This is a genomic window from Gordonia sp. LMA167 (genome assembly GCF_058130025.1).
On the sequence record NZ_CM176708.1, the window covers coordinates 3,125,457 to 3,150,124 of the forward strand.

General features: G+C 67.7%; 17 protein-coding genes and 1 riboswitch. Of the genes, 8 read left to right on the plus strand and 9 right to left on the minus strand.

Annotated features, from left to right (window positions below):
- The first annotated feature begins 8 nt into the window (after positions 1–8).
- Positions 9–1,202, plus strand: a complete 1,194-nt coding sequence (locus tag ACVT6V_RS14115; protein ID WP_489900414.1) for an amidohydrolase — start codon at positions 9–11, stop codon at positions 1,200–1,202.
- Positions 1,203–1,215: 13 nt separating this feature from the next.
- On the opposite strand, the gene ACVT6V_RS14120 is transcribed toward ACVT6V_RS14115, so the two are convergent.
- On the minus strand, positions 1,216–1,698 hold the full coding sequence (locus ACVT6V_RS14120; RefSeq protein ID WP_489900415.1) for a gamma-glutamylcyclotransferase family protein: 483 nt from the start codon (positions 1,696–1,698) through the stop codon (positions 1,216–1,218).
- Positions 1,699–1,864: 166 nt separating this feature from the next.
- Here ACVT6V_RS14120 and ACVT6V_RS14125 point away from each other — a divergent pair, with 166 nt between their 5' ends.
- Positions 1,865–3,268, plus strand: a complete 1,404-nt coding sequence (locus ACVT6V_RS14125) for an NAD(P)H-quinone dehydrogenase (RefSeq protein ID WP_489900416.1) — start codon at positions 1,865–1,867, stop codon at positions 3,266–3,268.
- 19 nt (positions 3,269–3,287) lie between these two features.
- Here ACVT6V_RS14125 and glpK read toward each other — a convergent pair whose 3' ends face one another.
- Positions 3,288–4,796 (minus strand): glycerol kinase GlpK, encoded by a 1,509-nt coding sequence (gene glpK / locus ACVT6V_RS14130; protein ID WP_489900417.1) that lies wholly within the window; start codon positions 4,794–4,796, stop codon positions 3,288–3,290.
- Positions 4,797–4,850: 54 nt separating this feature from the next.
- Between glpK and glpD the strand changes: the two genes are divergently transcribed.
- Entirely contained in the window at positions 4,851–6,593 is a 1,743-nt protein-coding gene (gene glpD, locus ACVT6V_RS14135; RefSeq protein ID WP_489900418.1) for a glycerol-3-phosphate dehydrogenase, read from the plus strand.
- Positions 6,594–7,385: 792 nt separating this feature from the next.
- The gene (locus ACVT6V_RS14140; RefSeq protein WP_489900419.1) at positions 7,386–7,808 is read left to right on the plus strand and encodes a pyridoxamine 5'-phosphate oxidase family protein; all 423 of its coding nucleotides are present in this window, start codon (positions 7,386–7,388) and stop codon (positions 7,806–7,808) included.
- 68 nt (positions 7,809–7,876) lie between these two features.
- Here the strand turns inward: ACVT6V_RS14140 and ACVT6V_RS14145 are convergent, their stop codons facing one another.
- Together ACVT6V_RS14145 and ACVT6V_RS14150 are read right to left on the minus strand one after the other, a co-directional pair.
- Entirely contained in the window at positions 7,877–8,674 is a 798-nt protein-coding gene (locus tag ACVT6V_RS14145; RefSeq protein WP_489900421.1) for a DNA-formamidopyrimidine glycosylase family protein, read from the minus strand.
- Positions 8,667–13,277 (minus strand): ATP-dependent helicase, encoded by a 4,611-nt coding sequence (locus ACVT6V_RS14150; RefSeq protein ID WP_489900422.1) that lies wholly within the window; start codon positions 13,275–13,277, stop codon positions 8,667–8,669. Before ACVT6V_RS14150 ends, ACVT6V_RS14145 begins: the two co-directional genes overlap by 8 nt.
- 37 nt (positions 13,278–13,314) lie before the next feature.
- Positions 13,315–13,442, plus strand: a riboswitch (cobalamin riboswitch).
- A gap of 44 nt (positions 13,443–13,486) precedes the next feature.
- On the opposite strand from ACVT6V_RS14150, the gene ACVT6V_RS14155 reads away from it, so the two are divergent.
- The 4 genes from ACVT6V_RS14155 (at position 13,487) to ACVT6V_RS14170 (ending at position 16,552) form a co-directional block, all read left to right on the plus strand.
- A complete protein-coding gene (locus tag ACVT6V_RS14155) occupies positions 13,487–13,717 on the plus strand; it encodes a CbtB domain-containing protein (protein WP_489900423.1) in 231 nt (76 codons plus the stop codon).
- Positions 13,718–13,742: 25 nt separating this feature from the next.
- Complete coding sequence (locus ACVT6V_RS14160; protein WP_489900424.1) at positions 13,743–14,573, plus strand: CbtA family protein; 831 nt, start codon at positions 13,743–13,745, stop codon at positions 14,571–14,573.
- 2 nt (positions 14,574–14,575) lie between these two features.
- Entirely contained in the window at positions 14,576–15,058 is a 483-nt protein-coding gene (locus ACVT6V_RS14165; RefSeq protein ID WP_489900425.1) for a histidine phosphatase family protein, read from the plus strand.
- A 270-nt stretch (positions 15,059–15,328) separates the two neighbouring features.
- Positions 15,329–16,552, plus strand: coding sequence for an acyl-CoA dehydrogenase family protein (locus ACVT6V_RS14170; protein ID WP_489900426.1), 1,224 nt, complete (start codon positions 15,329–15,331; stop codon positions 16,550–16,552).
- An 18-nt stretch (positions 16,553–16,570) separates the two neighbouring features.
- On the opposite strand, the gene ACVT6V_RS14175 is transcribed toward ACVT6V_RS14170, so the two are convergent.
- From ACVT6V_RS14175 to ACVT6V_RS14195, 5 genes are all read right to left on the minus strand, one after another.
- Positions 16,571–17,845 (minus strand): Nramp family divalent metal transporter, encoded by a 1,275-nt coding sequence (locus ACVT6V_RS14175; RefSeq protein ID WP_489900427.1) that lies wholly within the window; start codon positions 17,843–17,845, stop codon positions 16,571–16,573.
- 75 nt (positions 17,846–17,920) lie between these two features.
- Complete coding sequence (locus ACVT6V_RS14180; protein ID WP_489900428.1) at positions 17,921–20,707, minus strand: molybdopterin-dependent oxidoreductase; 2,787 nt, start codon at positions 20,705–20,707, stop codon at positions 17,921–17,923.
- Positions 20,704–21,528 (minus strand): FAD binding domain-containing protein, encoded by an 825-nt coding sequence (locus ACVT6V_RS14185; RefSeq protein WP_489900429.1) that lies wholly within the window; start codon positions 21,526–21,528, stop codon positions 20,704–20,706. The genes ACVT6V_RS14180 and ACVT6V_RS14185 overlap by 4 nt, the downstream gene beginning before the upstream one ends.
- Positions 21,528–22,928: an 8-oxoguanine deaminase gene (locus ACVT6V_RS14190; RefSeq protein WP_489900430.1), complete on the minus strand. Its 1,401-nt coding sequence runs from the start codon at positions 22,926–22,928 to the stop codon at positions 21,528–21,530. Before ACVT6V_RS14190 ends, ACVT6V_RS14185 begins: the two co-directional genes overlap by 1 nt.
- Positions 22,929–22,983: 55 nt before the next feature.
- The gene (locus ACVT6V_RS14195; RefSeq protein WP_489900809.1) at positions 22,984–24,450 is read right to left on the minus strand and encodes an MFS transporter; all 1,467 of its coding nucleotides are present in this window, start codon (positions 24,448–24,450) and stop codon (positions 22,984–22,986) included.
- Positions 24,451–24,668 lie beyond the last annotated feature (218 nt).

A 24,668-nucleotide genomic window follows, 5' to 3' on the forward strand; every position in this document is an offset into this window, starting at 1 on the left:
GCACTCCGATGGCGGTGAGCGAACCCGGAGTCCAGCCCCTGGCGCCGCGTGGCGTCATCGACGAGTGGTGGGCGGCGCACGGATCGGATGTGGTGCGGTGGCGCCGTCAGATCCACGCGCACCCGGAATTGTCGCGTCAGGAGATCAACACCACGGAATTGGTGATGGCGGAACTGATCGCGGCAGGCCTGCAGCCGCGCCGGCTGCCGCTCGGGACCGGTGTGGTGTGTGATCTCGGTCCCGACGAACAGCCGAGGATCGCTCTGCGAGCGGACATGGACGCGCTACCGGTAACCGAACACACCGGCCTCGCGTTCAGCTCGACCGTCGAGGGCGTCTCCCACTCCTGCGGCCACGACGCGCACACCGCGATCCTCATCGGGGTCGCCAAACTGCTGGCGTCGGTCGAGCAGCTGCCGATCGGTGTGCGGCTGATCTTCCAGCCCGCCGAGGAGGTGATGCCCGGCGGAGCCCTCGACGCGGTGGCGGCCGGTGTGATGGGCGGTGTCGGCCGGATCTTCGCGCTGCACTGTGACCCGAAGCTCCCGGTGGGCTCGGTCGGGCTGCGCGCCGGTCCGTTGACGTCGGCCGCCGATCACATCGACCTGCAGTTGCACTCGGCGGGTGGGCACACGTCGCGCCCGCATCTGACCGGCGACCTTGTCTATGCGATGGGCTCGGTCATCACCGGTCTGCCCGGAATCCTCTCGCGGCGCCTGGATCCGCGGTCGGGAACGGTCATGGTGTGGGGGGCCGCCCACGCGGGCAGCGCGCCCAACGCGATTCCGCAGGAGGGACGACTGCGCGGAACGGTCCGGACCGGCGACCACGGAACCTGGGCCGAACTCGAACCCCTGGTCCGCAGCGTGATCGGCGAGCTGCTCGCCCCGCTCGGGGTCCGGTACGACCTGTCGTACTTCCGGGGTGTCCCGCCGGTGGTCAACGACGAGCTGGCGATCGCCACGATGACCGCGGCCGTCGCCGAGATCGGGCCGAATGCGGTCGCGGAGACCCCGCAGTCGCCGGGCGGCGAGGACTTCTCGTGGTACCTCGAGCATGTGCCGGGCGCGATGGGTCGACTCGGGGTCTGGGACGGTATCGCACCACACGTCGACCTGCATCAACCGAATTTCGACCTCGACGAACGTGCGCTCGAGGTCGGAGTACGGACCCTGGCGGGGATCGCCCTGGCGGGCGGCTGAGCCGGGGCCGCGATCAGGGTTCGACCGGCCCCGGACCCGGACCCACATTGCGTGATTCGCGCAGGCGGAGGTCCTGGACGTACTCCGAGGGCGCACCGGCGATCTCGGCCGCCTCGGCCATCACCCCGAGGTAGCGCGCCGACGGCAGACCGCCTTCGTAGGCGTCGAGGACGTACAGCCAGGCGAGCACCGCGCCATCGGCGGTGTCGACCCGTGCCCGGATCTTCACGTGGATGCCGAGTTCGGAACCCTCCCAGCGGTCCAGGTTCTCCTCGTCCTCGGGAGTCACGTCGTAGAGCACCACGAAGACCTTGGCATCCGGGTTGTCGCGGTCCTCGGTGACCGTCGCGAGCGAACCCTCCCAGCCGATGTCGCCGCCACCGAACGTCAGCCGCCAGCCGTGCAACCAGCCGGTGCCCGACATGGGGGAGTGCGGTGCACGCTCGGCCATCTGCTCGGGATGCATGTTGGAACCGTAGGCGGCATATATCGGCACGGGCGAAAGCCTAGATGGTCGGCGCGCGGCGCGAAAGCTGGGCCCGCCCCGTCCGCGCGTCGGACAAACGGCCCGGGGACTAGGTTGGAGGGCGACCTGCCCGCTGCCCGGAGCAAGAAAAGGCCGAATGACCGATTTCGGCCGAGGATGACGAGAGGACTCACAAGTGACCAAGATCGTGATCATCGGCGGAGGGCCCGCGGGTTACGAGGCGGCGTTGGCCGCGGCTGCCTACGGCGCGGACATCACGATTGTCGACTCCGACGGCGTCGGCGGGGCGTGCGTGCTCTGGGACTGTGTGCCGTCGAAGACGTTCATCGCGTCGACCGGCATCCGCACCGAGGTCCGCAAGGCCGTCGACCTGGGCATCAACCTGAGCACCGACGCCGCGTTGGTCACACTGCCGCAGATCCACCAGCGCGTTCGCGATCTCGCCTTCGCCCAGTCCGCCGACATCCGCTCGCGACTGATCAGCGAGGGTGTGAAGCTTGTCTCCGGCCGCGCCGAACTCGATGCCAGGCAGATCGGTGTGTCCACGCACGGCGTGATCGCGCATCTCGACGACGGATCGACGCAACGCTACGAGGGCGATGTCGTGCTGATCGCCACAGGTGCCTCTCCCCGCGTGCTGCCCGACGCGCAGCCGGATGGCGAACGCATCCTCACCTGGCGGCAGCTCTACGACCTCGAAGAACTCCCCGAGCATCTCGTCGTCATCGGTTCCGGCGTGACGGGCGCCGAGTTCGTCCACGCCTACACCGAACTGGGCGTCCGGGTGACATTGGTGTCGAGCCGCGACCGGGTGCTGCCGGGTGAGGACGAGGACGCCGCCTTGGTGCTCGAGGACGCACTGGCCGAGCGGGGCGTCGAACTCATCAAGCACGCGCGGGCCGACAAGGTTGAGCGGCAGGGGGATTCGGTGACGGCGCATCTGACCGATGGCCGCACCGTGACCGGGTCGCATGTGCTGATGACAGTGGGCTCCGTCCCCAACACCGCCGATCTGGGACTCGACCGGGCGGGCGTCGAGGTCGACCGGGCCGGCTACATCACCGTCGACCGGGTCTCGCGGACGTCGGTGCCGGGTATCTACGCGGCCGGCGACTGCAGTGGCCTGCTGCCGCTGGCGTCGGTCGCGGCGATGCAGGGCCGCATCGCCATGTACCACTCTCTCGGTGAGGGGGTGAGCCCGATCAAGCTGAAAACCGTTGCGTCCGCAATCTTCACCCGTCCGGAGATCGCCACTGTCGGGGTGTCCCAGAAGGCCATCGACAACGGTGAGTACCCGGCACGCACCGTCATGCTGCCCCTGGCCACGAATCCGCGGGCCAAGATGAGCGGCCTGCGTCGTGGGTTCGTGAAGATCTTCTGCCGCCCGGCGACCGGCGTGGTCATCGGCGGTGTGGTGGTCGCGCCGACCGCCTCGGAACTCATCCTGCCGATCGCGCTGGCGGTGCAGAACAAGCTGACGGTGTCCGATCTCGCGCAGACGTTCTCGGTGTATCCCTCACTGTCGGGCTCGGTGACCGAGGCGGCGCGTCAGCTGGTGCGTCACGACGACCTGGACTGACTCCCGTCCGGGCGGAGGGTCAGGCGAGGTCGAGGCTGTGCTCGACGGCCCGGTTCCAGTCGGCGTAGAGGCGCTCTCGGGTCGTGGAATCCATCCGCGGGTCCCAGCGCTTGTCCTCGGCCCAGTTCTCGCGGATCTCGTCCTCGGACTCCCAGTATCCGACCGCCAGGCCGGCGGCGTAGGCGGCGCCCAGTGCCGTCGTCTCACTGACGACCGGCCGAACAACGGGGACATCGAGGATGTCGGCCTGGAACTGCATCAGGAGGTCGTTGACGACCATCCCGCCGTCGACCTTCAGGGTGGACAACTCGACTCCGGAGTCCGCCTGCATCGCCTCGATCACCTCACGTGTCTGAAAGGCACTGGCCTCCAGAGCGGCTCGTGCGAGGTGGCCCTTGTTGACGAATCGGGTCAGGCCCACGATGACGCCGCGGGCGTCGGGGCGCCACCGCGGCGCGAACAGCCCGGAGAATGCTGGGACGAAATAGGCGCCGCCGTTGTCGTCGACGGTCGCGGCCAACGACTCGATCTCCGCCGTGTGGGCGAACAGGCCGAGGTTGTCGCGCAGCCAGTGCACCAGCGAACCGGTGACGGCGATCGATCCCTCGAGCGCGTAGCGGGCCGGCTGATCGCCGATGCGATAGCACACGGTGGTCAGCAGGCCGTGCTCGCTGAACACCGGTTCGGTACCCGTGTTCAGCAGCAGGAAGTTGCCCGTCCCGTAGGTGTTCTTGGCTTCGCCGGGGCGCAGACAGGCCTGCCCGAACGTCGCCGCCTGCTGATCGCCGAGAATGCCCGCCAGCGGCACCCCCGGCAGTGACCCGTGTTCGCGCAACGGTCCGTAGACCTCCGACGAACTGCGGATCTCGGGCAGCATTGCCATCGGGACGCCCATCTCCGCGCAGATCTGCGCGTCCCAGGCCAGGGTGCGCAGGTCCATCAGCATCGTGCGCGACGCGTTGGTGACGTCGGTGAGATGACGTCCACCGTCGGGGCCGCCGGTCATGTTCCAGACCATCCACGAATCCATTGTGCCGAAACAGAGTTCACCGGCCTCCGCGCGTTGCCGGGCGCCGTCGACGTGGTCGAGGAGCCAGCGGATCTTGGGTCCGGCGAAGTACGTCGACAGCGGCAGTCCGGTGCGGTCCCGGTAGCGATCGGCGCCGACGTCCCCGGCGAGATCGGTGCACAGATCGTTGGTTCGGGTGTCCTGCCAGACGACGGCGTTGTGAATGGGCACGCCGGTCTCCCGGTCCCAGATGAGAGTTGTCTCACGTTGGTTGGTGAGGCCGCAGGCCGCGATGTCATCGTGGCTCAGATCGGCCGAGGCGAGGGCAGCCGCGGTCACCCGCCGGGTGTTGCGCCAGATCTCGGCCGCATCGTGTTCCACCCATCCTGCCTGGGGAAATATCTGCCGGTGTTCGATCTGTTCACTGCTGACCACCCGTCCGCCGCGATCGAAGATCATCGCCCGCGTGGAGGTGGTGCCCTGGTCGATGGCCGCGACATATGTGCTTGCGCTACCCACGCGGCCAGTGTCGCACGCGGTGGCATCGCGTGAGATCAATTAGGCTCGGCAACCATGAACACCGAGTTCAACCCGGATCGACCAGCGGATATGGGTCCGCTCTACCGTGCCGAGGCGTGGCGGCGGCTGGGCAGTGAACAGTTCGACGTCGTGGTCATCGGCGGCGGGGTGGTGGGAGTTGGTGCCGCGCTGGATGCCGCGACCCGCGGCCTGCGTGTCGCGTTGGTCGAGGCCCGCGACATCGCGTCCGGCACGTCGAGCCGATCGTCGAAGATGTTCCATGGTGGGCTTCGCTATCTCGAGCAGCTCGAGTTCGGCCTGGTGCGGGAGGCTCTCCGAGAACGAGAACTCTCGTTGCGCCTGCTGGCGCCGCATCTGGTCAAACCGTTGCCCTTCCTGTACCCGCTCACCCGACGCGTGTGGGAGCGTCCGTACGTGGCGGCCGGCATCTTCCTGTACGACCAGATGGGCGGAGCGAAATCGGTTCCGGGACAGGAGCATGTGACCCGATCCGGGGCTCTCCGGGTGGCACCGGCGCTGAAGCGCAACTCGCTGATCGGTGGAATCCGCTACTACGACACCGTCGTCGACGACGCGCGACACAGCCTCACTGTTGCCCGCACCGCCGCGAACTATGGTGCGGTGATCCGCACTTCCACGCAGGTGATCGGCTTCCTCCGGGAGGCGGACCGCGTTCTGGGCGTGCGTGTTCGCGACACGGAGAACGGTGAAACCGCCGAGATTCGCGCCCACTGCGTGATCAACGCGGCCGGGGTCTGGACCGACGAGGTACAGGCGCTGTCGAAGCAGCGCGGACACTTCAAGGTTCGCGCCTCCAAGGGTGTCCACATCGTGGTGCCGCGGGACCGCATCGTCAGTGAGACCGCGATCATCCTGCGCACCACGAACTCGGTGCTGTTCGTGATCCCGTGGGAGACACACTGGATCATCGGCACCACCGACACCGACTGGAATCTCGACCTCGCGCACCCGGCGGCCACCCGTGCCGACATCGACTACATCCTCGAGCGGGTCAACGAGGTACTGGTCACCAAGCTGACCCACAATGACATCGAAGGCGTTTACGCCGGACTGCGGCCCCTGCTCGCGGGCGAGGATGACGAGACGTCGAAACTGTCGCGCGAGCACGCCGTCGCCACCGTCGCGCCCGGGCTGGTGTCCATTGCCGGCGGGAAGTACACCACCTACCGGGTGATGGCCGCCGACGCGGTGGACGCCTGCACCGATTTCATCCCGACCCGCGTGGCTTCGTCGATCACCGAGCGCGTGCCCCTGCTCGGTGCCGACGGATACTTCGCACTGATCAACCAGTGTGAACATCTCGGACGCCGATTCGGCTTGCATCCGTACCGGATTCGACGACTGCTCAATCGTTACGGTTCGCTGATCGACGACGTCCTCTACTACGCCGACAACGACCCTTCGCTGCTTCGGCCACTCGCCGCGGCCCCGCAGTACCTCCGCGTCGAGGTCTTGTATGCGGCGATCGACGAGGCGGCGCTGCACCTCGAGGATGTCCTCGCCCGCCGGACCCGGATCGCCATCGAGTATCCCCATCGCGGCGTGGATTGCGCACAGGAGGTCGCCGATCTGCTTGCCCCGATCCTGGGTTGGACGCCTGAGCAGACGGCCTTCGAGGTGGCCACCTATGTGGCTCGCGTCGAGGCCGAGATCGCCTCACAGCAACAACCTGACGATGACTCCGCCGACGCGCTGCGCGCCGCCGCGCCGGAGGCGCGACCGGAGATCCTGGAGCCCGTGCCGGTACCGGAGTGATGCTGTTCAGGGGTCGGGTGAGGTTGCCTCGGTTCTTGAGACACGGTCCCTGAGGAGCGAGTTTGCGAGCGTCATCACCCGGTCCCTGAGGAGCGAGCTTGCGAGCGTCACCCCCCGGTCCCTGAGGAGCGAGCTTGGCGTCACCACCCGGTCCCTGAGGAGCGAGCTTGGCGTCACCACCCGGTCCCTGAGGAGCGAGCTTGGCGTCACCACCCGGTCCCTGAGGAGCGAGCTTGCGAGCGTCACGAAGGGCCCTTCGTGACGCATCCTCGCAGGCTCGGAGGCTCCTCAGGGAGCGGTCGGTGGGCAGTGTTTTAGGTCTTTCCGGGGCGGCTGGTGGGACGGGTGGTTGCTGTTGGCCGGTGTGCGGAGTTTGTCATCGGTCCCTGAGGAGCGAGTTTGCGAGCGTCACCCCCCGGTCCCTGAGGAGCGAGCTTGCGAGCGTCACGAAGGGCCCTTCGTGACGCATCCTCGCAGGCTCGGAGGCTCCTCAGGGAGCGGGTGGTGACGCATCCTCGCAGGCTCGGAGGCTCCTCAGGGAGCGGGTGGTGACGCATCCTCGCAAGCTCGGAGGCTCCTCAGGGAGCTGGTGGTGACGCATCCTCGCAGGCTCGGAGGTTTCGGTTGGTGACGCATCCTCGCAGGCTCGGAGGTTCGGGTGGTGACGCTTCGGTCGTTCCTGGCGAGGTTGCGGGGAACGGGTGGTGACGCATCCACACCGAGTTCGGGACCTTTGGCACTGGTGGGGCTGGTGCGGTGGCGGGAGAATCAGTTATGGCAGAAGGACAGATCATGGTCGACAACAGGGTGCAAGACCTCACCAGCGACGAGGCCTGGGAACTTCTCGGAACTACTGAGCTCGGACGAATAGCGCTGAGTGTCAATGGTTTCCCTGACATATTCCCGGTGAACTTCCACGCCGGTGAGGGACGGATCGTCATCCGCACGGGCGAGGGCACCAAACTCGCCGAGATCGCGGTCAACGGAAACGTCGCGTTCGAGGCCGATGACCACACCGACGAGAGCGGGTGGAGTGTTGTCGCGAAAGGTGTTGCACGCGTTCTTGTCTCGATGCATGACATCGCAGCTGCCGACGAGTTGCCCTTGCGTCCGTGGATTCCCACGATGAAGTACAACTACGTGGAGATCTCGGTTTCCGAGATCAGCGGTCGGCGGTTTCTGTTCGGTCCAGAGCCGGAACGGTACCCGGTCTAGCGGCCGTCACGTCACGCTAATCGGGGGCGGGTATCGCGTCGCCCCGGGGCCTGCCATCGCGACCTGCGTCATGTCTGACACCGCGGACAGAAGTAGATCACGCGATCTTCGCCGGTCGAGCCGAGAGTCCCTCGCTCGACCGGCGTATTACATCTGCGGCACCATTGCCCGCGCCGACCGTACACCCACATCCGCGCGTTCGGAGCCGTCGCGCCGGTCGTCGTCCGTGCGGAGCGGTTCCGGTTGGCCCACAGCAGACGCCGGCTGAGCTCGACGATCCCCACGACATCGACGTCGGACACCGGTCGTGTCGGCAGAACACCACGAAGAAAACAGATCTCGCTGCGGTACACGTTGCCGACGCCGGCCATCAACCGCTGGTCGAGCAGGGCCATCCCGATCTGTTCGTCCGGACACGCCTCGATCCGACGGACCGCCTCGCCCGGTGTCCAGCCCTCGCCGAGCAGGTCAGGACCCAGATAGGCGAGCGCGGCGTCGGGATCCGCCAGCAGTTCCAGCATGCCGAGCTCGAATCCGACCGCCTCGTGCTCGGCGGTCCGGAGCACCACCCGCGCCTGTAATCCCGGCCGCCGCCACCGTGTCCCCAACCGATGGACATGCCAGGCGCCCTCCATCTTCAGGTGTGAGTGGACACTCAGCGTGCCGACGTCGGGGTGTTGGTCGTCGGGCCCGCCGACGTCGATGAGGAGATGTTTCCCACGCGAGCGCACCGACGTCACCCGACGACCGGCGAGGTCGACGGTCGCCAGTGAGGGCACGCGGAACTGGGAGTGCTCCAACTCGCGTCCCGCGAGTGCTGCCCGCAGTCGGGCCGCGGTCGCGAAGACGGTGTCGCCTTCAGGCATGCTGTCCGTAGCGGAGCCGGATTCCCCGCGGTGTCGTCGCGAAGCCGGCGCCGACGAGAGTCCGCCCGAAGTCGGACGCCAGCGATGGTTGCGAGTCCACCTGGTCGATCATCAGCCTGGACACCCGACCGCTGCGGACAAGTGACGCCAACGCTCCGGCGGCGGCTTCGAGCTGCGCTGGGGTGTCGGTGAAGGTGAGGACAGTCTTGCCGCCGCGCTCGACGAAGACCACCAGCACCCCGTCGACCAGTACCACCAGTGCGCCGGGCTTGCGCCCCGGCCGGTGACCGCCGTCGGCCGCGAGTGCGGCCGGCCATTCCAGGGCCGCACCGTAGGGGTTGGCCGGATCGGTTGCGGCGAGCACGATTGCCGAATCCTTCGACCGACGATCGACGAGCGCGTGACGGCGCAGATCGTCGACCGTCGACGTAGACGCGAACTGGGCACCGCCCAGGCTGTCGACGTAATAGCCGCGTCGTACGTGTCCGTTGTCTTCGAACACGTTGAGGGCCTTGTAGATCCGAGCGAACCCGCCGACGACGTCCTCGGCTGCGACACTTCCGCGGGTGATCACGCCATAGCGGGCGAGCAACTGCTCGCAGAGGATCTGGGTGGTCACGGTGGGTTCGGCCTCGGCGCGGTCCAGGTGGAACCACCTGCCACCCGCGGTGGGGGCGACCGGTCGGCCTGCGCCGTGTTCGGCCAGATAGCGGGTGGACAGTCGTTGTGCCCGAAGCCGCGGTGCACGGCCGCGGGATCGGTGTGCCGGTGCGGATCTCGTCGTCGACGTGGCACGTCGTGGGGCGAGTAGGGCGCGGACCGGCGCGAACGAGTCGTTGCTGACCTGTCCGGCCCAGACGAGGTCCCAGACCGCGGATTCGAGGTCGGCCGCAGTGACCTCGATCTCGACCGCGTCCGACAACTGGGTGAAGCGCAGGGCGCCGCCCGGCGCCAGGGTCTCGTGCACCCGCGAGTGCACTGCGGTGGTGTCGATCTCGTCGGGTGCGGGCAGCGTGAGAGGCGCGATATCCGCCGGGTGGAAGGCGATCCAGCCGTCCGACCCGCCGATGCGACCGTGCCCGGACCAGATCACCTCGCCGGAGCTCAGCAGCTCGTCGAGCATGGTGGGCGTGTAATCGGTGATCCGTGCAGGCAGGATCAGTGATTCCCAGGCGGACGCCGGCAACGGATAGCCGGCGAGCTGGTCGATGACCGTGGCCACACCGTCCACACCACTCACCATGTCGTCGGCGGCGGCGTGCTGCCATGAGGTCACGAAACGGGCCAGCACATCGGTGCCCACCGGGGCGACCTCGGCGCGACTGGCGGCCAGCGAACCACGCCGGATCTGGCCGAGGACATCGGCGTGACACCATTGCGTCACACCGCGGCGGTCCCCGGAGTCGGCATCGGGCAGGAAATCGCCCTCCACGACCCTCCGGTCGGACGCCAGACGGATCAGCGTGTCACGGACCACGCCGACCGCCATGCCCACCGATTCGGCCGCCTCGGCAACGGTGAACGGTCCGTGCGTACGTGCATATCGGCCGACGAGGTCGCCGACCGGATCGGGGACGGGCTCGAGATAGGCGGCCGGGATGCCCAGTGGCGCGGGCACGCCCAGTGCGTCGCGCAGGCGGGCGGTGTCGTCCACCGAGGCCCAGAGTGCTCGTCCGCCGTGGTTGATCGAGATGATCTGTCCGCTGCGATGCAACTCGGTCAGAAGTGCCAGTGCCGGTCCGTCACCGCGATACCGATCGATCACCTCATCGGTACTCAGCGCGCCCAACCATCGCAGCAGATCGACGATGTCCTCGGCGTCGCGGGCCTGCCGCTCGGGAGCGAGTCGCTGCAGACGGGCTGTGACGTCGGCGATGACCGCCGGGTCGAGCAACTCACGGAGATCGACCCGGCCCAACAACTGGGCCAGCAGGCTGGTGTCCAGGGACAGGGCCGCCGCCCGGCGTTCGGCGAGTGGGGCGTCGTCGGCGTACATGAACGCCCCCACGTAACCGAACAGCATGGATGCGGCGAAGGGGGAGGGACTCGCCGTCTCGGTCTCCACGATCCGGATGCGGCGCTGTCGGATCCGGGTGAGCAGGTCGATGAGAGCCGGCAGATCATAAACATCCTGGAGGCACTCCCGCACCGCTTCCAGGACGATCGGGAAGTCGGGGAATTTGGAGGCCACCGACAGCAGCTGGGCACTGCGCTGCCGCTGTTGCCAGAGCGGTGCACGACGACCCGGGTCCCGGCGCGGCAACAACAGGGCGCGGGCGGCACATTCACGGAAGCGCGACGCGAACATCGCCGAATCGGCGAGCGCGTCGGTGACCATCTGCTCGATCGTGTCCGGCTCGATCACGAACACCGCGGCGCCGGGAGGCTCGTCGTCGGTGTCCGGGAGCCGGACGATGATGCCGTCGTCGGATGCGGTGGTCGCGCCCTCGATGCCCAGTGTCTCCTGCAACCGGGCGGAAATGGCGCTGGCCCACGGCGCGTGCACACGTAAGCCGTAGGGGGAGTGCAGGATGAGTCGCCAGTCGCCCAACTCGTCGCGGAACCGTTCGACGACGAGGGTGCGGTCGGTGGGAAGATGACCGGTGGCCTCGCGCTGCTCGGCGATGAGCGCGGACAGGTTCTGTTGCGCGAAATCGGTGAGTCCGAGTCGTTCGGCATGTCCGGCCAGGATCTCCGGGTCGGCGACCGCGCCGGTGAACTTCCCGATGGCCGCACCCAGCTCGGCGGGTCGCCCGACGGTGTCGCCGATCCAGAACGGCAGTCGACCGGGCTGGCCGTAGGCGGGGGAGACCAGAACCCGGTCGTGGGTGATGTCCTCGATACGCCAACTGGTTGCGCCGAGTGCGAAGACATCGCCGACCCGCGACTCGTAGACCATCTCTTCGTCGAGTTCGCCCACGCGGGTGGACTTCTCGCCGACCATGAACACACCGAAGAGCCCCCGATCGGGGATCGATCCACCGGAGGTGACGGCGAGTCGTTGTGCACCCCGGCGTCCGACCAACGTCCCGCTGTCCCGGTCCCAGGTGACGCGCGGACGCAGCTCGGCGAACTCGTCGGACGGGAACCGTCCCGAGATGAGGTCGAGGGTGGCCTCGAACACCTGCCGGCCCAGTTCGCGGTACGGCGCCGCACGACGCACGACGTCGAACCACTGGTCGACGTCGAGCTCGTCGATCGCCGCTGCGGCGATCGTCTGCTGCGCGAGGATGTCGAGCGGGTTCTGCGGCACCCGCAGTTCCTCGATCGCACCATCGAGCATCCGCTCCACGGTCACCGTGCAGTGGATGAGGTCGGTGCGGTGCTTGGGGAAGAGCACGCCCTGGGATATCTCGCCGACCTGATGGCCGGCGCGCCCGATCCGCTGCAGCCCGTTCGCCACCGACGGCGGCGCCTCCACCTGGATGACGAGATCGACTGCTCCCATGTCGATACCGAGTTCCAGTGAGCTGGTCGCCACCACGCATGCCAGTCGACCGGATTTCAGGTCGTCCTCGATCTGTGCCCGCTGCTCCTTGCTGACCGACCCGTGGTGGGCGCGGGCGAGTGTGGGTTCGGCACCCGAACTGGCACCGCTGGCCATCACGAAGGCCGGTGCGCCCCCGGCGACCGTCGGGTTGCGGGTGACCGGGGCCGGTGCCCCGGTGGTGCGTTCGGCATGGATCTCGTTGAGGCGCGCGGTGAGTCGCTCCGCGAGTCGCCGTGAATTGGCGAACACGATCGTCGCGCGGTTCTTTTCGATCAAATCGACGATCGACGACTCGACGTAGGGCCACAACGACCCGGCGGTGGGGGAGAACGCGTCGTCGAGATCGTCGGCCGCGGCCGAATCGGGTGGCGGGATGTTGGCCATGTCCTCGACCGGTACGTCGACCCGGAGGTCGAAGGTCTTGGTCGCCGTCGGCTTGACCACCCGGCACGGCGCGGCCCCGCTGAGGAAGCCGGCGACGACCTCCGGCGGTCTGACCGTCGCGGACAGACCGATGCGCTGCGCGGGCTTCTCGAGCAATTCGTCGAGCCGCTCGAGGGTCAACGCCAGATGCGTGCCGCGTTTGGTGGCGGCGACTGCGTGCACTTCGTCGACGATCACCACGTCCACGTCGGTCAACGTCTCGCGCGCGGCCGATGTCAGCATCAGATACAGCGACTCCGGGGTGGTGATCAGGATGTCCGGCGGGGTTTTGACGAGCGAGCGCCGCTGCGCGGGTGCCGTGTCGCCGGACCGGACGCCGACGGTGATGTTCGGCTCCGGCAGATTCAGCTCCTGCGCGGCTCGGGTGATGCCCGTGAGCGGCGCCCGCAGGTTGCGCTCGACGTCGACCGCGAGGGCCTTGAGCGGAGAGATGTAGAGGACCCGGGTGCCGTGGCGGCGATCGGTGTCGGTGGCCAGTCGGTCGAGAGCCCAGAGAAATGCCGAGAGGGTCTTGCCCGACCCGGTGGGCGCGATGACCAACGTGTTGTCTCCGTCGGCGATCGAGGTCCATGCGCCGATCTGGGCGGCGGTCGGCTCCTCGAAGGCGCCACTGAACCACCGCCGGGTGGGGGCGGTGAAGCGGTCGAGTACAGGGGCCTTCCGAGGCACAAAATCCATCATCCCCTACGCCACCGACATGCTCGGGTACAGTCAACGCACACCAGTGCGCGGGGAATCCGGCGAGAATCCGGAGCGGTCGCGCCGCTGTGATCGTGCGTCACCGACCAGGTGGGTGCCGAGAGCCAGAATGCCGCCCTGGTGGGAGTTCGTTTCAGCCGCATACGGGACGCGAGATCCCGGGAAGGACCCGACAGACGATGACCGTTTCCACCCAAGCGACGGCGACCGCCAGAGCCCGCACGCTGGCCGTTCCGAATCTCTCGGTCGCGAGCGCAGCCGTGTGGCTGAGCCTCACCGTGTTGCTCGCGGCACTTGCCTATTACTTCCTCGGGTACGACCAGGGTGCCGTCTCGGTGTTCGGGTCCGACACCCACGTGCACGAATTCGTGCACGACGCGCGGCACTTCCTCGGTTTCCCCTGCCACTGATCGACACGCAGGGAGACAACCGCACATGGAGAAGAAATTCATCGGCGCAGGCCTGCTCTCCGGCCTGATCGCCGGCATAGCCGCGTACATTTTCGCGCGGCTGTTCATCGAGCCGCAGGTCGCAAAGGCGATCGACTACGAAGAAGGGCGATCGAACGCCGAACAGATGCTCGCCGGTGGCCATGACCACGGTGCCCACGAGCATGGCGAGGTGTTCTCCCGATCGGTGCAGGAGAACATCGGCGCCGGCGTCGGCACCGTCGTGTTCGCGATCTGCATGGGCGCGTTCTTCGCCGTCGCATTCACCGTCCTGTGGGCCTACCTGGGTCGTCGATATCCGGCGACCGACCCGCGAGCCGTCGCGGGGGCACTCGGCGCGATCGGCTTCGTCGCGGTGTTCGCGGTGCCGTTCTTCGCCTACCCGGCGAACCCGCCGGCGGTGGGTGACGCCGACACCATCGGAGCGCGCAGCGGTGCGTTCCTGACGATCACGATCCTGTCGGTCGGCTTCGCGATCGCAGCCGTGTTGGCAGCACTCTGGCTACGCCCGCGGCTCGGTGGGCTCGTCGCGGGAGTCCTGGCCGCGGTTGCCTATCTCGTGGCGGTCGCCATCGCCATCGCCCTGCTGCCGCACTTCCATGAGGTCCCGACGGCGGTGATGAGCGGGGAACAGATCGTCTTCCCAGGATTCCCGGGCGATGTGATCGGCGATTTCCGGGTGTACTCCATCGCGAACCAGGTGATCCTCTGGACGGTGCTGACGGTCGTGTTCGCCCTGATCCTCGGGCGCTTCATGCGCACCGAGACGAGTGGTCGCGCAGCCGAACAAGAGAGCAGTGAGCGGCTCGGCGCCTGAGCATGCTCGTCATCACCGCCGGCCGCAGCGGCCCCAACAGGTCGTTGCGGTTCGGTGGTGATCCATCTCTGGATGAGCGGGGCCGGCGTGATGTCGGGAAGCTGCGTGCAGCCGTCGACTGTTCGGCGGCCATCGCGGGACCCGAGTCGGTCGCGCGCGAGACGTGCGAGGTCCTCGATATCGCCTACGATCTCGACGAACGCCTGCGCGGTCTGGACGTCGGGGGCTGGTCGGGATGCTCTCCCGAGCAGCTCCACCCCGACGACCTGAGGCTGTGGTTGCACGACCCACAGGCGTGCCCGCACGGCGGTGAGACGGTCGCGGATTTCGTCGCACGGATCCACCGCTGGCGAGCCGACGCCGCCGCAGCGCCCGACGTCTGCGTCGTGACGATGCCCGTCGCACAGGCACTGCTCGCTCCCGACGCCGCGCAGTTCTTTGCCACACAGGTCCGCCCTGCCACCCTGTACCCACTGCCCAGCTGACCCCTGCCCCGGAAACGCGCGGCCCCGGAACGCGCTGCCCCGGAAGCCTGCCCGGACCACCCAGCCTTCGGCAATCGCCCGCCGAAAACCGCCCGGCAGCGGCACGCTGTCGGCGATGCGCCGAGTTCCGGCCCACCACGGGCGGTTTTCGGCGGCGGCTCAGACCTCAATGGCACGAGTGTGCCGGTATGTGTCTTTACATCCGCAGTGACTCCTGACACAGTGTTCACCAAGCAAACTGAAACATGTTCTGACTCCGGGGAGTGTGCGATGTTCGAGTGGTCCGAAGAAGATCTGATGGTGCGAGATGCCTTGCGCGCGTTCATCGACAAAGAGATCCGGCCCAACATCGACGAACTCGAGACCGGTCAGCTGCCGCCCTATGACATCACCCGTAAGCTGCTGTCGACGTTCGGGGTCGACGCGATGGCCGCCGAAGCGCTCGAGAAGGAATTGGAGGCCGAGGCCACCGGCGAGAGGAGCTCGGGCGGTGGCGGCGGGAACATGTCCAGTTCGATGTTCATGATCGTCAACATCGAGCTGGCGGGGGTCTGCCTCGGCCTCGTCGGTTCGATGGGTGTCAGCATGGGGTTGACCGCCTCGACCATCCGCGGCAAGGGGACGCTGGCCCAGAAGAAGCGGTGGCTGCCCGAACTGGTCACCATGGAGAAGATCGGTGCCTGGGCGATCACCGAACCCGACTCGGGCTCGGATGCGCTGGGCGGCATGAAGACCACGGTCCGCCGGGACGGCGACGACTATCTCCTCAACGGTCAGAAGACGTTCATCACCAATGGTCCGTACGCCGACACAATCGTCGTGTTCGCCAAGCTCGACGATGGCAGGGACACCCCGATGCGTGACCGCAAGGTGCTCTCTTTCGTCCTCGACAAGGGGATGCCAGGCCTGACGCAGGGCAAGCCGTTCAAGAAGATGGGCATGATGAGTTCGCCCACCGGTGAGCTGTTCTTCGACAACGTGCGGCTCGGCAGGGACCGGCTCCTCGGCGAGACCGAGGACACCGGTGCGGACACGCGCGGTGGCGAGGGTGCCAAGGCGGGCTTCACCGCCGAGCGGGTCGGTATCGCGGCGCTGTCGCTGGGCATCATCAATGAGGCCCAGCGGCTGTCCATCGACTACGCCAAGAACCGAAAACTGTGGGGACAGGACATCGGGCAGTTCCAGCTCATCCAGCTCAAGCTGGCCGAGATGGAGGTCGCCCGGATCAACGTCCAGAACATGCTGTTCAGCGCGATCGAACGGACCAAGGCGGGCAAGCCGCTGTCGCTGCCCGAGGCATCGGCGATGAAGCTGTACTCGTCGCGCGCGGCCACCGACGTGGCGATGGAGGCGGTGCAGCTGTTCGGCGGCAACGGGTACATGGCCGAATATCGGGTCGAACAGCTCGCGCGCGACGCGAAATCGCTGATGATCTACGCCGGCAGCAACGAGATCCAGGTGACCCACGTCGCCAAGGGGCTGTTGCGAGGGTGATTCACGTGCGGGGGTGATTCAGGCCCCGGTGATCACCAGGCCGATGAGCGTGAGGTTGAGGATCACGATCAGGATCGCTGCGATGCCGGCACCGACGCGCAGCGCTCGACCGTCGGCGAACTCGCCCATCAGTTCGCGGTTGGCGGTGAAGCGTCCGAGCGGGATCACCGCGAACGGGATGCCGAAGCTCAGCACCACCTGACTGATCACCAGCGCCCAGGTCGGGTCGACGCCTATCGCAAGCACCACCAGCGCCGGAATGACCGTGACCACCCGCCGGAGGAGCAGCGGGATGCGTTTGTGCAGCAGCCCGCCCATGATCGCGGCACCTGCCGATGACCCCACCGAGGTCGATGCGAGTCCGCTGGCCAGCAGCCCGACGGCGAAGGCGGTCGCCATCGTCGGTCCGAGCGCGTTCGCGACGGCGTCGTAGGCGCCCTCGATGGAGTCGGTGCCCTCCTTGCCCCGGAGGTTCTGCGCCGCGAGGAGGAGCAGCGCGATGTTGACGGCGCCCGCGATGACCAGCGCGATCACCACGTCCCAGCGGGTGATCCGGACCAGGTGCCGTTTGCGCGCGGCGGTCCGGCTGACCCCGTGCCGGTCGATGACCATCGCCGAGTGCACGTAGATGGCGTGGGGCATGACGGTCGCGCCGAGCATGCCGGCGGCAAGCAGCACGGTCTCGGAGCCGTCCAGTCGAGGCACGAGGCCGCCGAGAACCGCGCCCGGAGCGGGTGGTTCGACGACCAGACCGGCGAGGAACCCGATCACGATGATCGCCAACAATCCGAGGATCACGCGCTCGAAGATGCGCTCCTGCCGTGGATTCTGCAGCATCAGCAGCACGAGCGACACCGCACCGACGATCACGCCACCCAGCACCAGCGGCAGATCGAAGAGCAGTTGGAGGGCGATCGCGCCGCCGAGGACCTCGGCCAGATCGGTGGCGATGGCGACCACCTCGGCCTGGACCCAGAACGCGAGACGTGAGCGTGTGGTCAGCCGGTCGCCCAACAGGGCGGGCAGGCTCTTGCCGGTGACGATGCCGAGCTTGGCCGACTGGTATTGGATCAGCATCGCGATGACATTCGCCAGCACGAGGACCCACACCAGCAGGAATCCGTATCGCGCTCCGGCCGTGATGTTGGCGGCGACATTGCCGGGATCGACATAGGCGATCGCGGCCACGAACGCGGGTCCGAGCAGCGCCATGTTGCGCAGGAGGTTTCTGCGGTTCCGGGACAACCGCCTGCGCGTGGTGTCGTTGCCGCTACGCGTGCCGACCAGTGTCACTCGCCCAATCTGACACAGACCAGATCAGTTTTCAACACGTGCGAAAACAAAAGTTCGGATAACCGAAATTCGGATTCAGGCATCTCTGATCAATCGCCACACCCGGTCACGCGACATCGGCTGTTCGTAGGGACGTACCCCGACGGCCCGGCGGATTGCGTTGGCCAGGGCCGGGGCGACCGGGTTGTACGGCGATTCGCTCATCGACTTCGCCCCGTACGGCCCCAGGTCGTCGGACGTCTCGGCGAAATAGACCTCGGTGGTCGGGATGTCCGCCATCTGTGGGACCCGGTAGGTGCGGAACACGTTGGTGATCGGAACACCCTCGTCGAGCATGATCTCCTCATACAGTGACGACCCGATCGCCTGTGCCACACCGCCTTCCACCTGGCCGATGCACTGCTGCGGATTCATGACCGTGCCGGCGTCCGCGGCCTGGATCGACTGCAGGATGACCACCGAGCCGGTGTCGACGTCGACCGCGACCCGGAAGGCCTGCACGTTGAAGGCGATCGAACGGAGGTCACCGTTCTCCACGCCGTCGGCGACCGCACGCCGACCGTCACGGGAGTCGGCACCGACGGCCTCGATGATCTGTGCGAACGAGATCAGTCGGTCGCCGACCAGTGCGCCGTTGGTGCCGAGGATGACTCTGTCGGGCTCCGCGTCCGCGATCGTGGCAGCCGCCCCGATCAGCTTTTCACGCAGCGAGATGCACGCCGCATGGGCTGCCTTCCCGGCCACGGTTGTTCCCGCGGACGCGAACGCGCCGGTGTCGTACTCGGCGGCATCGGTGTCCCCGTGGTGCAGGCGGACGCGATCGAGCGTGGTGTTCAGGACGGTGGCGGCGATCTGCGCGTGCACCGTGGTGGTGCCGTTGCCGAACTCGCTGGTACCGATCCCCAGGTGATAGACGCCCGCTGCGTCGACGCCGACCCGCACCCGCGCGATGTGTCCTCGCGGCGCCATCGTCGCGATGGCGGCCAGGGCCATGCCCTCTCCGACACGCCACTGCCGACCGCTCGGCGGCACGACGCCGTTGCCGCGGGCGAGAGCCGCCTGTGCCAGGTCCAGGCACTGGTCGAGACCGTAACTGCCGTAGACGAGGTCGGGCTCGGGTTCTGCGTGCGCGATCAGCAACGGATCACCGTCGCCGACGGCGTTGCGTCGGCGCAGTTCGAACGGATCGATGCCGAGAGTGACCGCGAGTTCGTCCAACGCACTCTCGACGGCGAAGATGACCTGTCCGAGTCCATAGCCGCGGAAGGCGCCCGATGGCGGGTTGTTCGTGTACACCACCTCGGCGTCCACCCATTTGACCGGACAGTTGTAGACCGAGATCGACTCGGCGCAGGCATGGAACATCACGCCGATCGCATGATTGCCGTAGGCGCCGGTGTCGGAGAGGACGTCGATCTTCAGTGCGGTCAGCCGACCGTGATCGTCGGCACCGAGGTCGACCGTCACACGGAACGGGTGGCGGTAGGTGGTGCGCGTCATCTCGTCGGTGCGGGACATCTCGTAGCCGCAAGGCTTGCCGGTACGCAGGACGGCGAGGGCCACGAGGTCCTCGGTGAGGAGCTCCTGTTTGCCGCCGAAGCCGCCGCCGACCCGGGCGCTGAACACCCGGATGCGCTCCCGGTCGAGGTCGAGGATGTGGGCGAGTTCGTCGCGCACGAGGAACGGCACCTGCGTGCTGGTACGGATGACGAGGCGGCCGTCGTCGTCGAGCCAGCCGATGCTGCCGTGGGTTTCCAGTTGAGCATGGGACACGCGTCCGGTGGACCATGTCCCGGAGACCGTCGTCGACGAGGCTCGCAGCGCCGCCGCAACGTCGCCGCCGAATCCCTGGTGGAAGTCGGCAATGACATTCCGGTCGGGATGGTTGACGCGGTCGAGTGGACCACGATCCGGATGGATCACGGGTGCCCCGGGACGGCGGGCCTCGTCCGGATCGAAGACGGCCGGCAGCACCTCATAGGTGACCTCGATCAGTCGGCAGGCCTCCTCGGCAGCCGCGGCAGTGTCGGCAACCACCGCCGCCACCCGTTGTCCCACAAAGCGAACGACGTCGTCGAGCATCCGCGTGTCGTCCGGATCGTCCTCCCGATGCTCATGGCGCGCCGTGGAGAACCTGCGGCCCGGGACGTTCTCGTGGGTGAGGACGAGCTCGACACCGTCGACCTGCTCTGCCGCAGATGTGTCGATCGAGACGATCCGGGCATGGGCATGCGGCGACCCGAGAACACGCAGGTACGTCATCCCGGGCACTGTGACGTCGAAGGTGTACGGTTCGCTGCCGGTGACGACGCGACGGGCCGCGGGCGGATTGGCGGACGTGCCGACGGTGCTCTCGACGCGGTTTCGGGTGCTCTCGACGGGATTTCGGGTTCCGTCGGCGAACTCGCGAGTGCCCTCGGCGCGAGTCGAGGCGGCGACGCCGTCGGCGATGGCGTCGCGGATCGCACGGTAACCCGTGCAGCGGCACAGGTTTCCCTTCATCTTCCGCGGTAGGTCGTCGAGGTCGGTGTTCTCGAGCGTCGAGGCGGTGACGATCATCCCGGCCGTGCAGAAGCCGCATTGGAAACCGAAGTTGTCGACGAAGGCCTGCTGCATCGGATGTAGATCATCGGGGGTCCCGAGGCCTGCGACGGTGGTCACCGACCGGCCCTCGATGCGTTGTGCAGGGTAGATGCACGAATGGACCGGCGTGTCGTCGACGAGGACCGAGCATGCACCGCAGTCCCCGGTGTCGCAGCCCTTCTTCGCCTCGAAATGCGCCGCCTCACGCAGGAGGGTGCGCAGGCATTGGCCGGGTCGAGGCGACACCTCGTGGTCGGTACCGTTCACGGTCAACTTCATTGTGGGACCTCGCCATCCGCGGTGAGTTCGGCGCGGATCTCCTCGGCGAGAACGGCGCTCACCGCCGCCCGCCAGTCGGCGGAGCCGAGGGGATCGGTGTAGTACCCGTCGGCCGATGCCACGGCCCGCCTCAGGTCATCGCGGTGCGGCATCTCGGGAAAGCGGAGCAACTGCGGGCGCAGGGTCGCTGCGGTGATACCGAATACCGTTGTCCCGTCCTCGTTCCGGCGGCCGGTCACGACGGCGCCGGAACGGCCGAGTTCGGCGAGTGCGATCTTGCGGAACGCGGTCTGTGCGCGCATCGCGCCGCCGGGGATGTCGATGGCCCGCAGAATCTCGCCCGCGGCAAGCGAATTGGTTCCGTTGCCGGTGACGAGGTCCGCCACGGCGATGCGGCGGTCGGTGCCGTCGGGGCACCAGATCACGGCCTCGGCGTCGAGGCCTGCGGTCAGCGAGACCATCGACGCCGCCGCGAAGGACCGGCAGATGTTGCCGCCGACGGTGGCGACATTCCAGATCTTGAACGACGCGAGCAGGGCGTTGGCGCAGGCGGCGAACAAGGGGTGGGCGTGCCATGCCGGTCGCGCCGGCAATCCGGCGAGCTCGGCGATCCGACACGTGGCGGCGATGCGCAGGCCGTCGTCGGTGAGTTCCTCGATCGCCGGCCAGCCCATCGTGGTGAGGTCGACGACGCCGGTCGCGTCGACCTGTGGTTCGGAGAAGAACCACGTGCCGCCCGCGACGATGCGCTCACCCGACGCCAACCGGAGATCGTCGCGAGAGCGGGCATGACGGTAGGAGGAGATGGTGTTGAGGTCCATCAGCCCGCCTTGTCGATCAGCCGACGATGCTCCCGCGCGACGTCGGCCGCGACGAGATCGGTGTCGACGGTGAGCATCTCGCCGTCGGAGATGATGGGCCGCCCGTTCACCCATGTTCCGGCGATCGGCGGGATCGCACCGAGGACCAGCGCCGCGACGGGGTCGTCGATCCCGCTGTGGGCGATCGACGACAGGTCCCACAGAACGAGGTCGGCCAGCTTGCCGACCTCGATCGACCCGGTGTCGGCGTCGCGCCCGAGCACTCGTGCACCGCCGATGGTCGCGAGCTCGATGGCGGTGCGAGTGGTCAGCGCCGTCGGACCGCCCCGGGCGCGGGCCATGAGAACGGCCTGGTGTGCTTCCTCGAGAAGGCGGCACGATTCGCTGGATGCGGCGCCGTCGACGCCGAGCCCCACGGGTACACCGGCATCGACGAGATCCCGAGTCCGGCAGATGCGGTTGCCGAGACGGGCATTCGACGTCGGACAGTGGGCAACCCCGGTCGAGGTCGCGGCCAGCCTGCCGATCTCGGCGTCGTCGAACTCGATCCCGTGCGCGAACCAGACGTCGGCGCCGACCCAGCCGACCGACTCCATGTACTCCAGCGGTGTACACCCGAAATGCGCGTCACAGTACGTGTTCTCGTCGATCGACTCGGCCAGATGGGTGTGCAGCCGGACGTCGAGTTCGCGGGCCAACGCAGCGGATTCGCGTAGCAGTTCGGTCGTGACGGAGAACGGCGAGCAGGGTGCCAACGCGATGCGCAGCATCGAGTCCGGCGACGGATCGTGCCAGCGGGCCACCGCGTCCGTGCTGGCGGTCAGGATGTCATCGATGCTCTGCACCACGGAGTCCGGGGGAAGACCGCCGTCCTTCTCCGAGAGGTCCATCGAGCCGCGGGTGGGATGGAAGCGAAGCCCGATGGTCCGGGCCGCATCGATCTCGGCGCCGAGCAGATCGCCGCCTTCGGCCGGGAAGACGTAGTGGTGGTCGGTGGTGGTGGTGCACCCGGACAGGGCCAGTTGGGCGAGTCCGCCGAGAGCGGCGGTGCGCACCGCCGTCTCGTCGATGCCGGCCCAGATCGGGTACAGCGTGGTGAGCCACTGAAACAGCGTGTGGTCCGCGGCGAGGCCGCGGGTGACCCACTGGTACAGATGATGGTGCGTGTTGACCAGCCCGGGGGTGAGGGCGCAGCCGGTCCCGTCGATGCGGACCACGTCGTCCGGCAGATCGTCGGGGATGTCGCCGACCGCGACGATCCGGGTGTCGTCGATCAGGACCGACGCGACCGGGAGTTCGCGTCGCCGGTCGTCGACGGTGATCACATACGCGTTCTCGATCAGCGTCACGGGGCGCCGGTCACGAAGTGGGCGGGTCGACTCGTCGTTGCTGGTGGACACTCGCGACACGCTACGACGATCGCGTTACGGCCGGGTTTCTTTCGCGTCGGACCGCTCAGGCCTCGTCGATGTGGAACGCGGTCGTGCGGGGGATGGCCAGCGCGAGCAGTGCCGCGACCGCGCAGGCACCCAGGGAGATCGCCGACGCCCATAGATAGCCTGCTTCCGCCGGGACGGACACGGTCATCCCGTCGGGGTCGGTCACGGTGACCATCGACAGCGTCAGGATCATGCCGACCACGGCCGCCGATGTCGACGTCCCGACCACTCGCATCAGGGCGTTCACCCCGTTGGCCTCGCCGGTCTGCTCCACCCGCACGGCACGCATGATGAGCGCAGGCATCGCCGAGTAGGCGATGCCGAGGCCGGCACCGATGAGGCAGGCGACGATGAGCATCATCCACCAGGCCAGCTGCCAGGAACCGACGAGTGCGACAACGAACACGATGTATCCGAACGCCATCACGACGCCGCCGGTGGCGAGCGACACCCGCGGCCCGAATGCGGCGGTGAGCCGAGCGCTCACATGGGAGAAGACGAACATCAGCACACCGCTGGGCGCGAGCACCAGACTGGCGTTCAGCATCTGCAGGCCCAGGCCGTTCGGGCTGGCCGTCGGTGCCATCAACAACTGAATGGGGATCAGCTGCATCGAGTAGAAGGCGAAACCGGTCGCCACCGATGCGATGTTGGTCAACAACACCGGACGTTCGACCGCGACGGCGAGGTCGATCAGCGGGTTCGCCGATCGACGCTCGACGATCCACCACACGATGGCGACCACCACGAAGGCGCCGAACATCCCGAGCGTGAGCGGGTCGGCCCAGCCCCAGGTCGACCCCTTCGACAGCGGCAGCAGCAGGAGCACCAGCATGCTCGCCAGTCCGCCCGCACCGAGCAGGTCGAACCGGCCCCCGGCGCGTGATCGGCTCTCGGGCACGGTCAGCGCAATGCCCAGGCCGCCCAGCAGGGCAGCGGCGGCACACGCCCAGAACAGGGCATGCCAGCTGACGTGCTGGGCGATCGCAGCCGCGAACGGCAGCCCGAGTGCCCCGCCGACGCCGAGGGAGGCGCTCATCGTGCCGACCGACGAGCCGAGGTGTCGGGGCGGCACGATGTCGCGCATCACGCTGATGCCGAGGGCGATGGTCCCGAAGCCGAGGCCTTGGAGAGCCCGCCCGACGAGGAACGGCGGGAGTGACCCGGACAGCGCACACACCACCGATCCCGTCGCGACGCAGGCCATGCTCGTCACCAGCATCAGGCGCTTGCCGTACATGTCGCCGAGCCGCCCACCGATCGGGGTGACCACCGCCCCGACCAGGAGCGTGATCGTGAGCGCCCACGACGTGTTGTCGGGTGGGGCATTCAGCAGCACGGGGAGTTGCGGGATCAGCGGGACGATGATCGTCTGCATCAGCGCGACGACGATTCCGGCGCCGCACAGGATGGCGACCGCGAGGCGGGGGTGACCGTCTCCGTTCGCCGATGGCCCGGTCTCGGCATCAACCGCCCGGCTCATCGCACTCACGACTCATCCACCTCCGATCGCTACGCTATCGAGTCGCCGAGCACGTCGGTGCACCGGTTATGACATCGGGTGCCACGAGGGCGGGTCGAGCCCTGACGCCAGAACACGAACAGCCGCCGGCTCAGGTCGGGACTCGCGGCCGCGGCGAACGACTCAAGCCCGAGCGTTCGGTCGGTGTTGTTTCCGAAAACGCACAGGTCAACGGCATT

Bases quoted from the DNA above. Each gene is read 5' to 3' on its own strand.
- ACVT6V_RS14115 (WP_489900414.1), top strand. From the start codon at position 9: ATGGCGGTGAGCGAACCCGGAGTCCAGCCCCTGGCGCCGCGTGGCGTC.
- glpD (WP_489900418.1), top strand. From the start codon at position 4,851: ATGAACACCGAGTTCAACCCGGATCGACCAGCGGATATGGGTCCGCTC.
- ACVT6V_RS14140 (WP_489900419.1), top strand. From the start codon at position 7,386: ATGGTCGACAACAGGGTGCAAGACCTCACCAGCGACGAGGCCTGGGAA.
- ACVT6V_RS14145 (WP_489900421.1), bottom strand. From the start codon at position 8,674: ATGCCTGAAGGCGACACCGTCTTCGCGACCGCGGCCCGACTGCGGGCA.
- ACVT6V_RS14155 (WP_489900423.1), top strand. From the start codon at position 13,487: ATGACCGTTTCCACCCAAGCGACGGCGACCGCCAGAGCCCGCACGCTG.
- ACVT6V_RS14160 (WP_489900424.1), top strand. From the start codon at position 13,743: ATGGAGAAGAAATTCATCGGCGCAGGCCTGCTCTCCGGCCTGATCGCC.
- ACVT6V_RS14165 (WP_489900425.1), top strand. From the start codon at position 14,576: ATGCTCGTCATCACCGCCGGCCGCAGCGGCCCCAACAGGTCGTTGCGG.
- ACVT6V_RS14170 (WP_489900426.1), top strand. From the start codon at position 15,329: ATGTTCGAGTGGTCCGAAGAAGATCTGATGGTGCGAGATGCCTTGCGC.
- ACVT6V_RS14180 (WP_489900428.1), bottom strand. From the start codon at position 20,707: ATGAAGTTGACCGTGAACGGTACCGACCACGAGGTGTCGCCTCGACCC.
- ACVT6V_RS14185 (WP_489900429.1), bottom strand. From the start codon at position 21,528: ATGGACCTCAACACCATCTCCTCCTACCGTCATGCCCGCTCTCGCGAC.
- ACVT6V_RS14195 (WP_489900809.1), bottom strand. From the start codon at position 24,450: ATGAGCCGGGCGGTTGATGCCGAGACCGGGCCATCGGCGAACGGAGAC.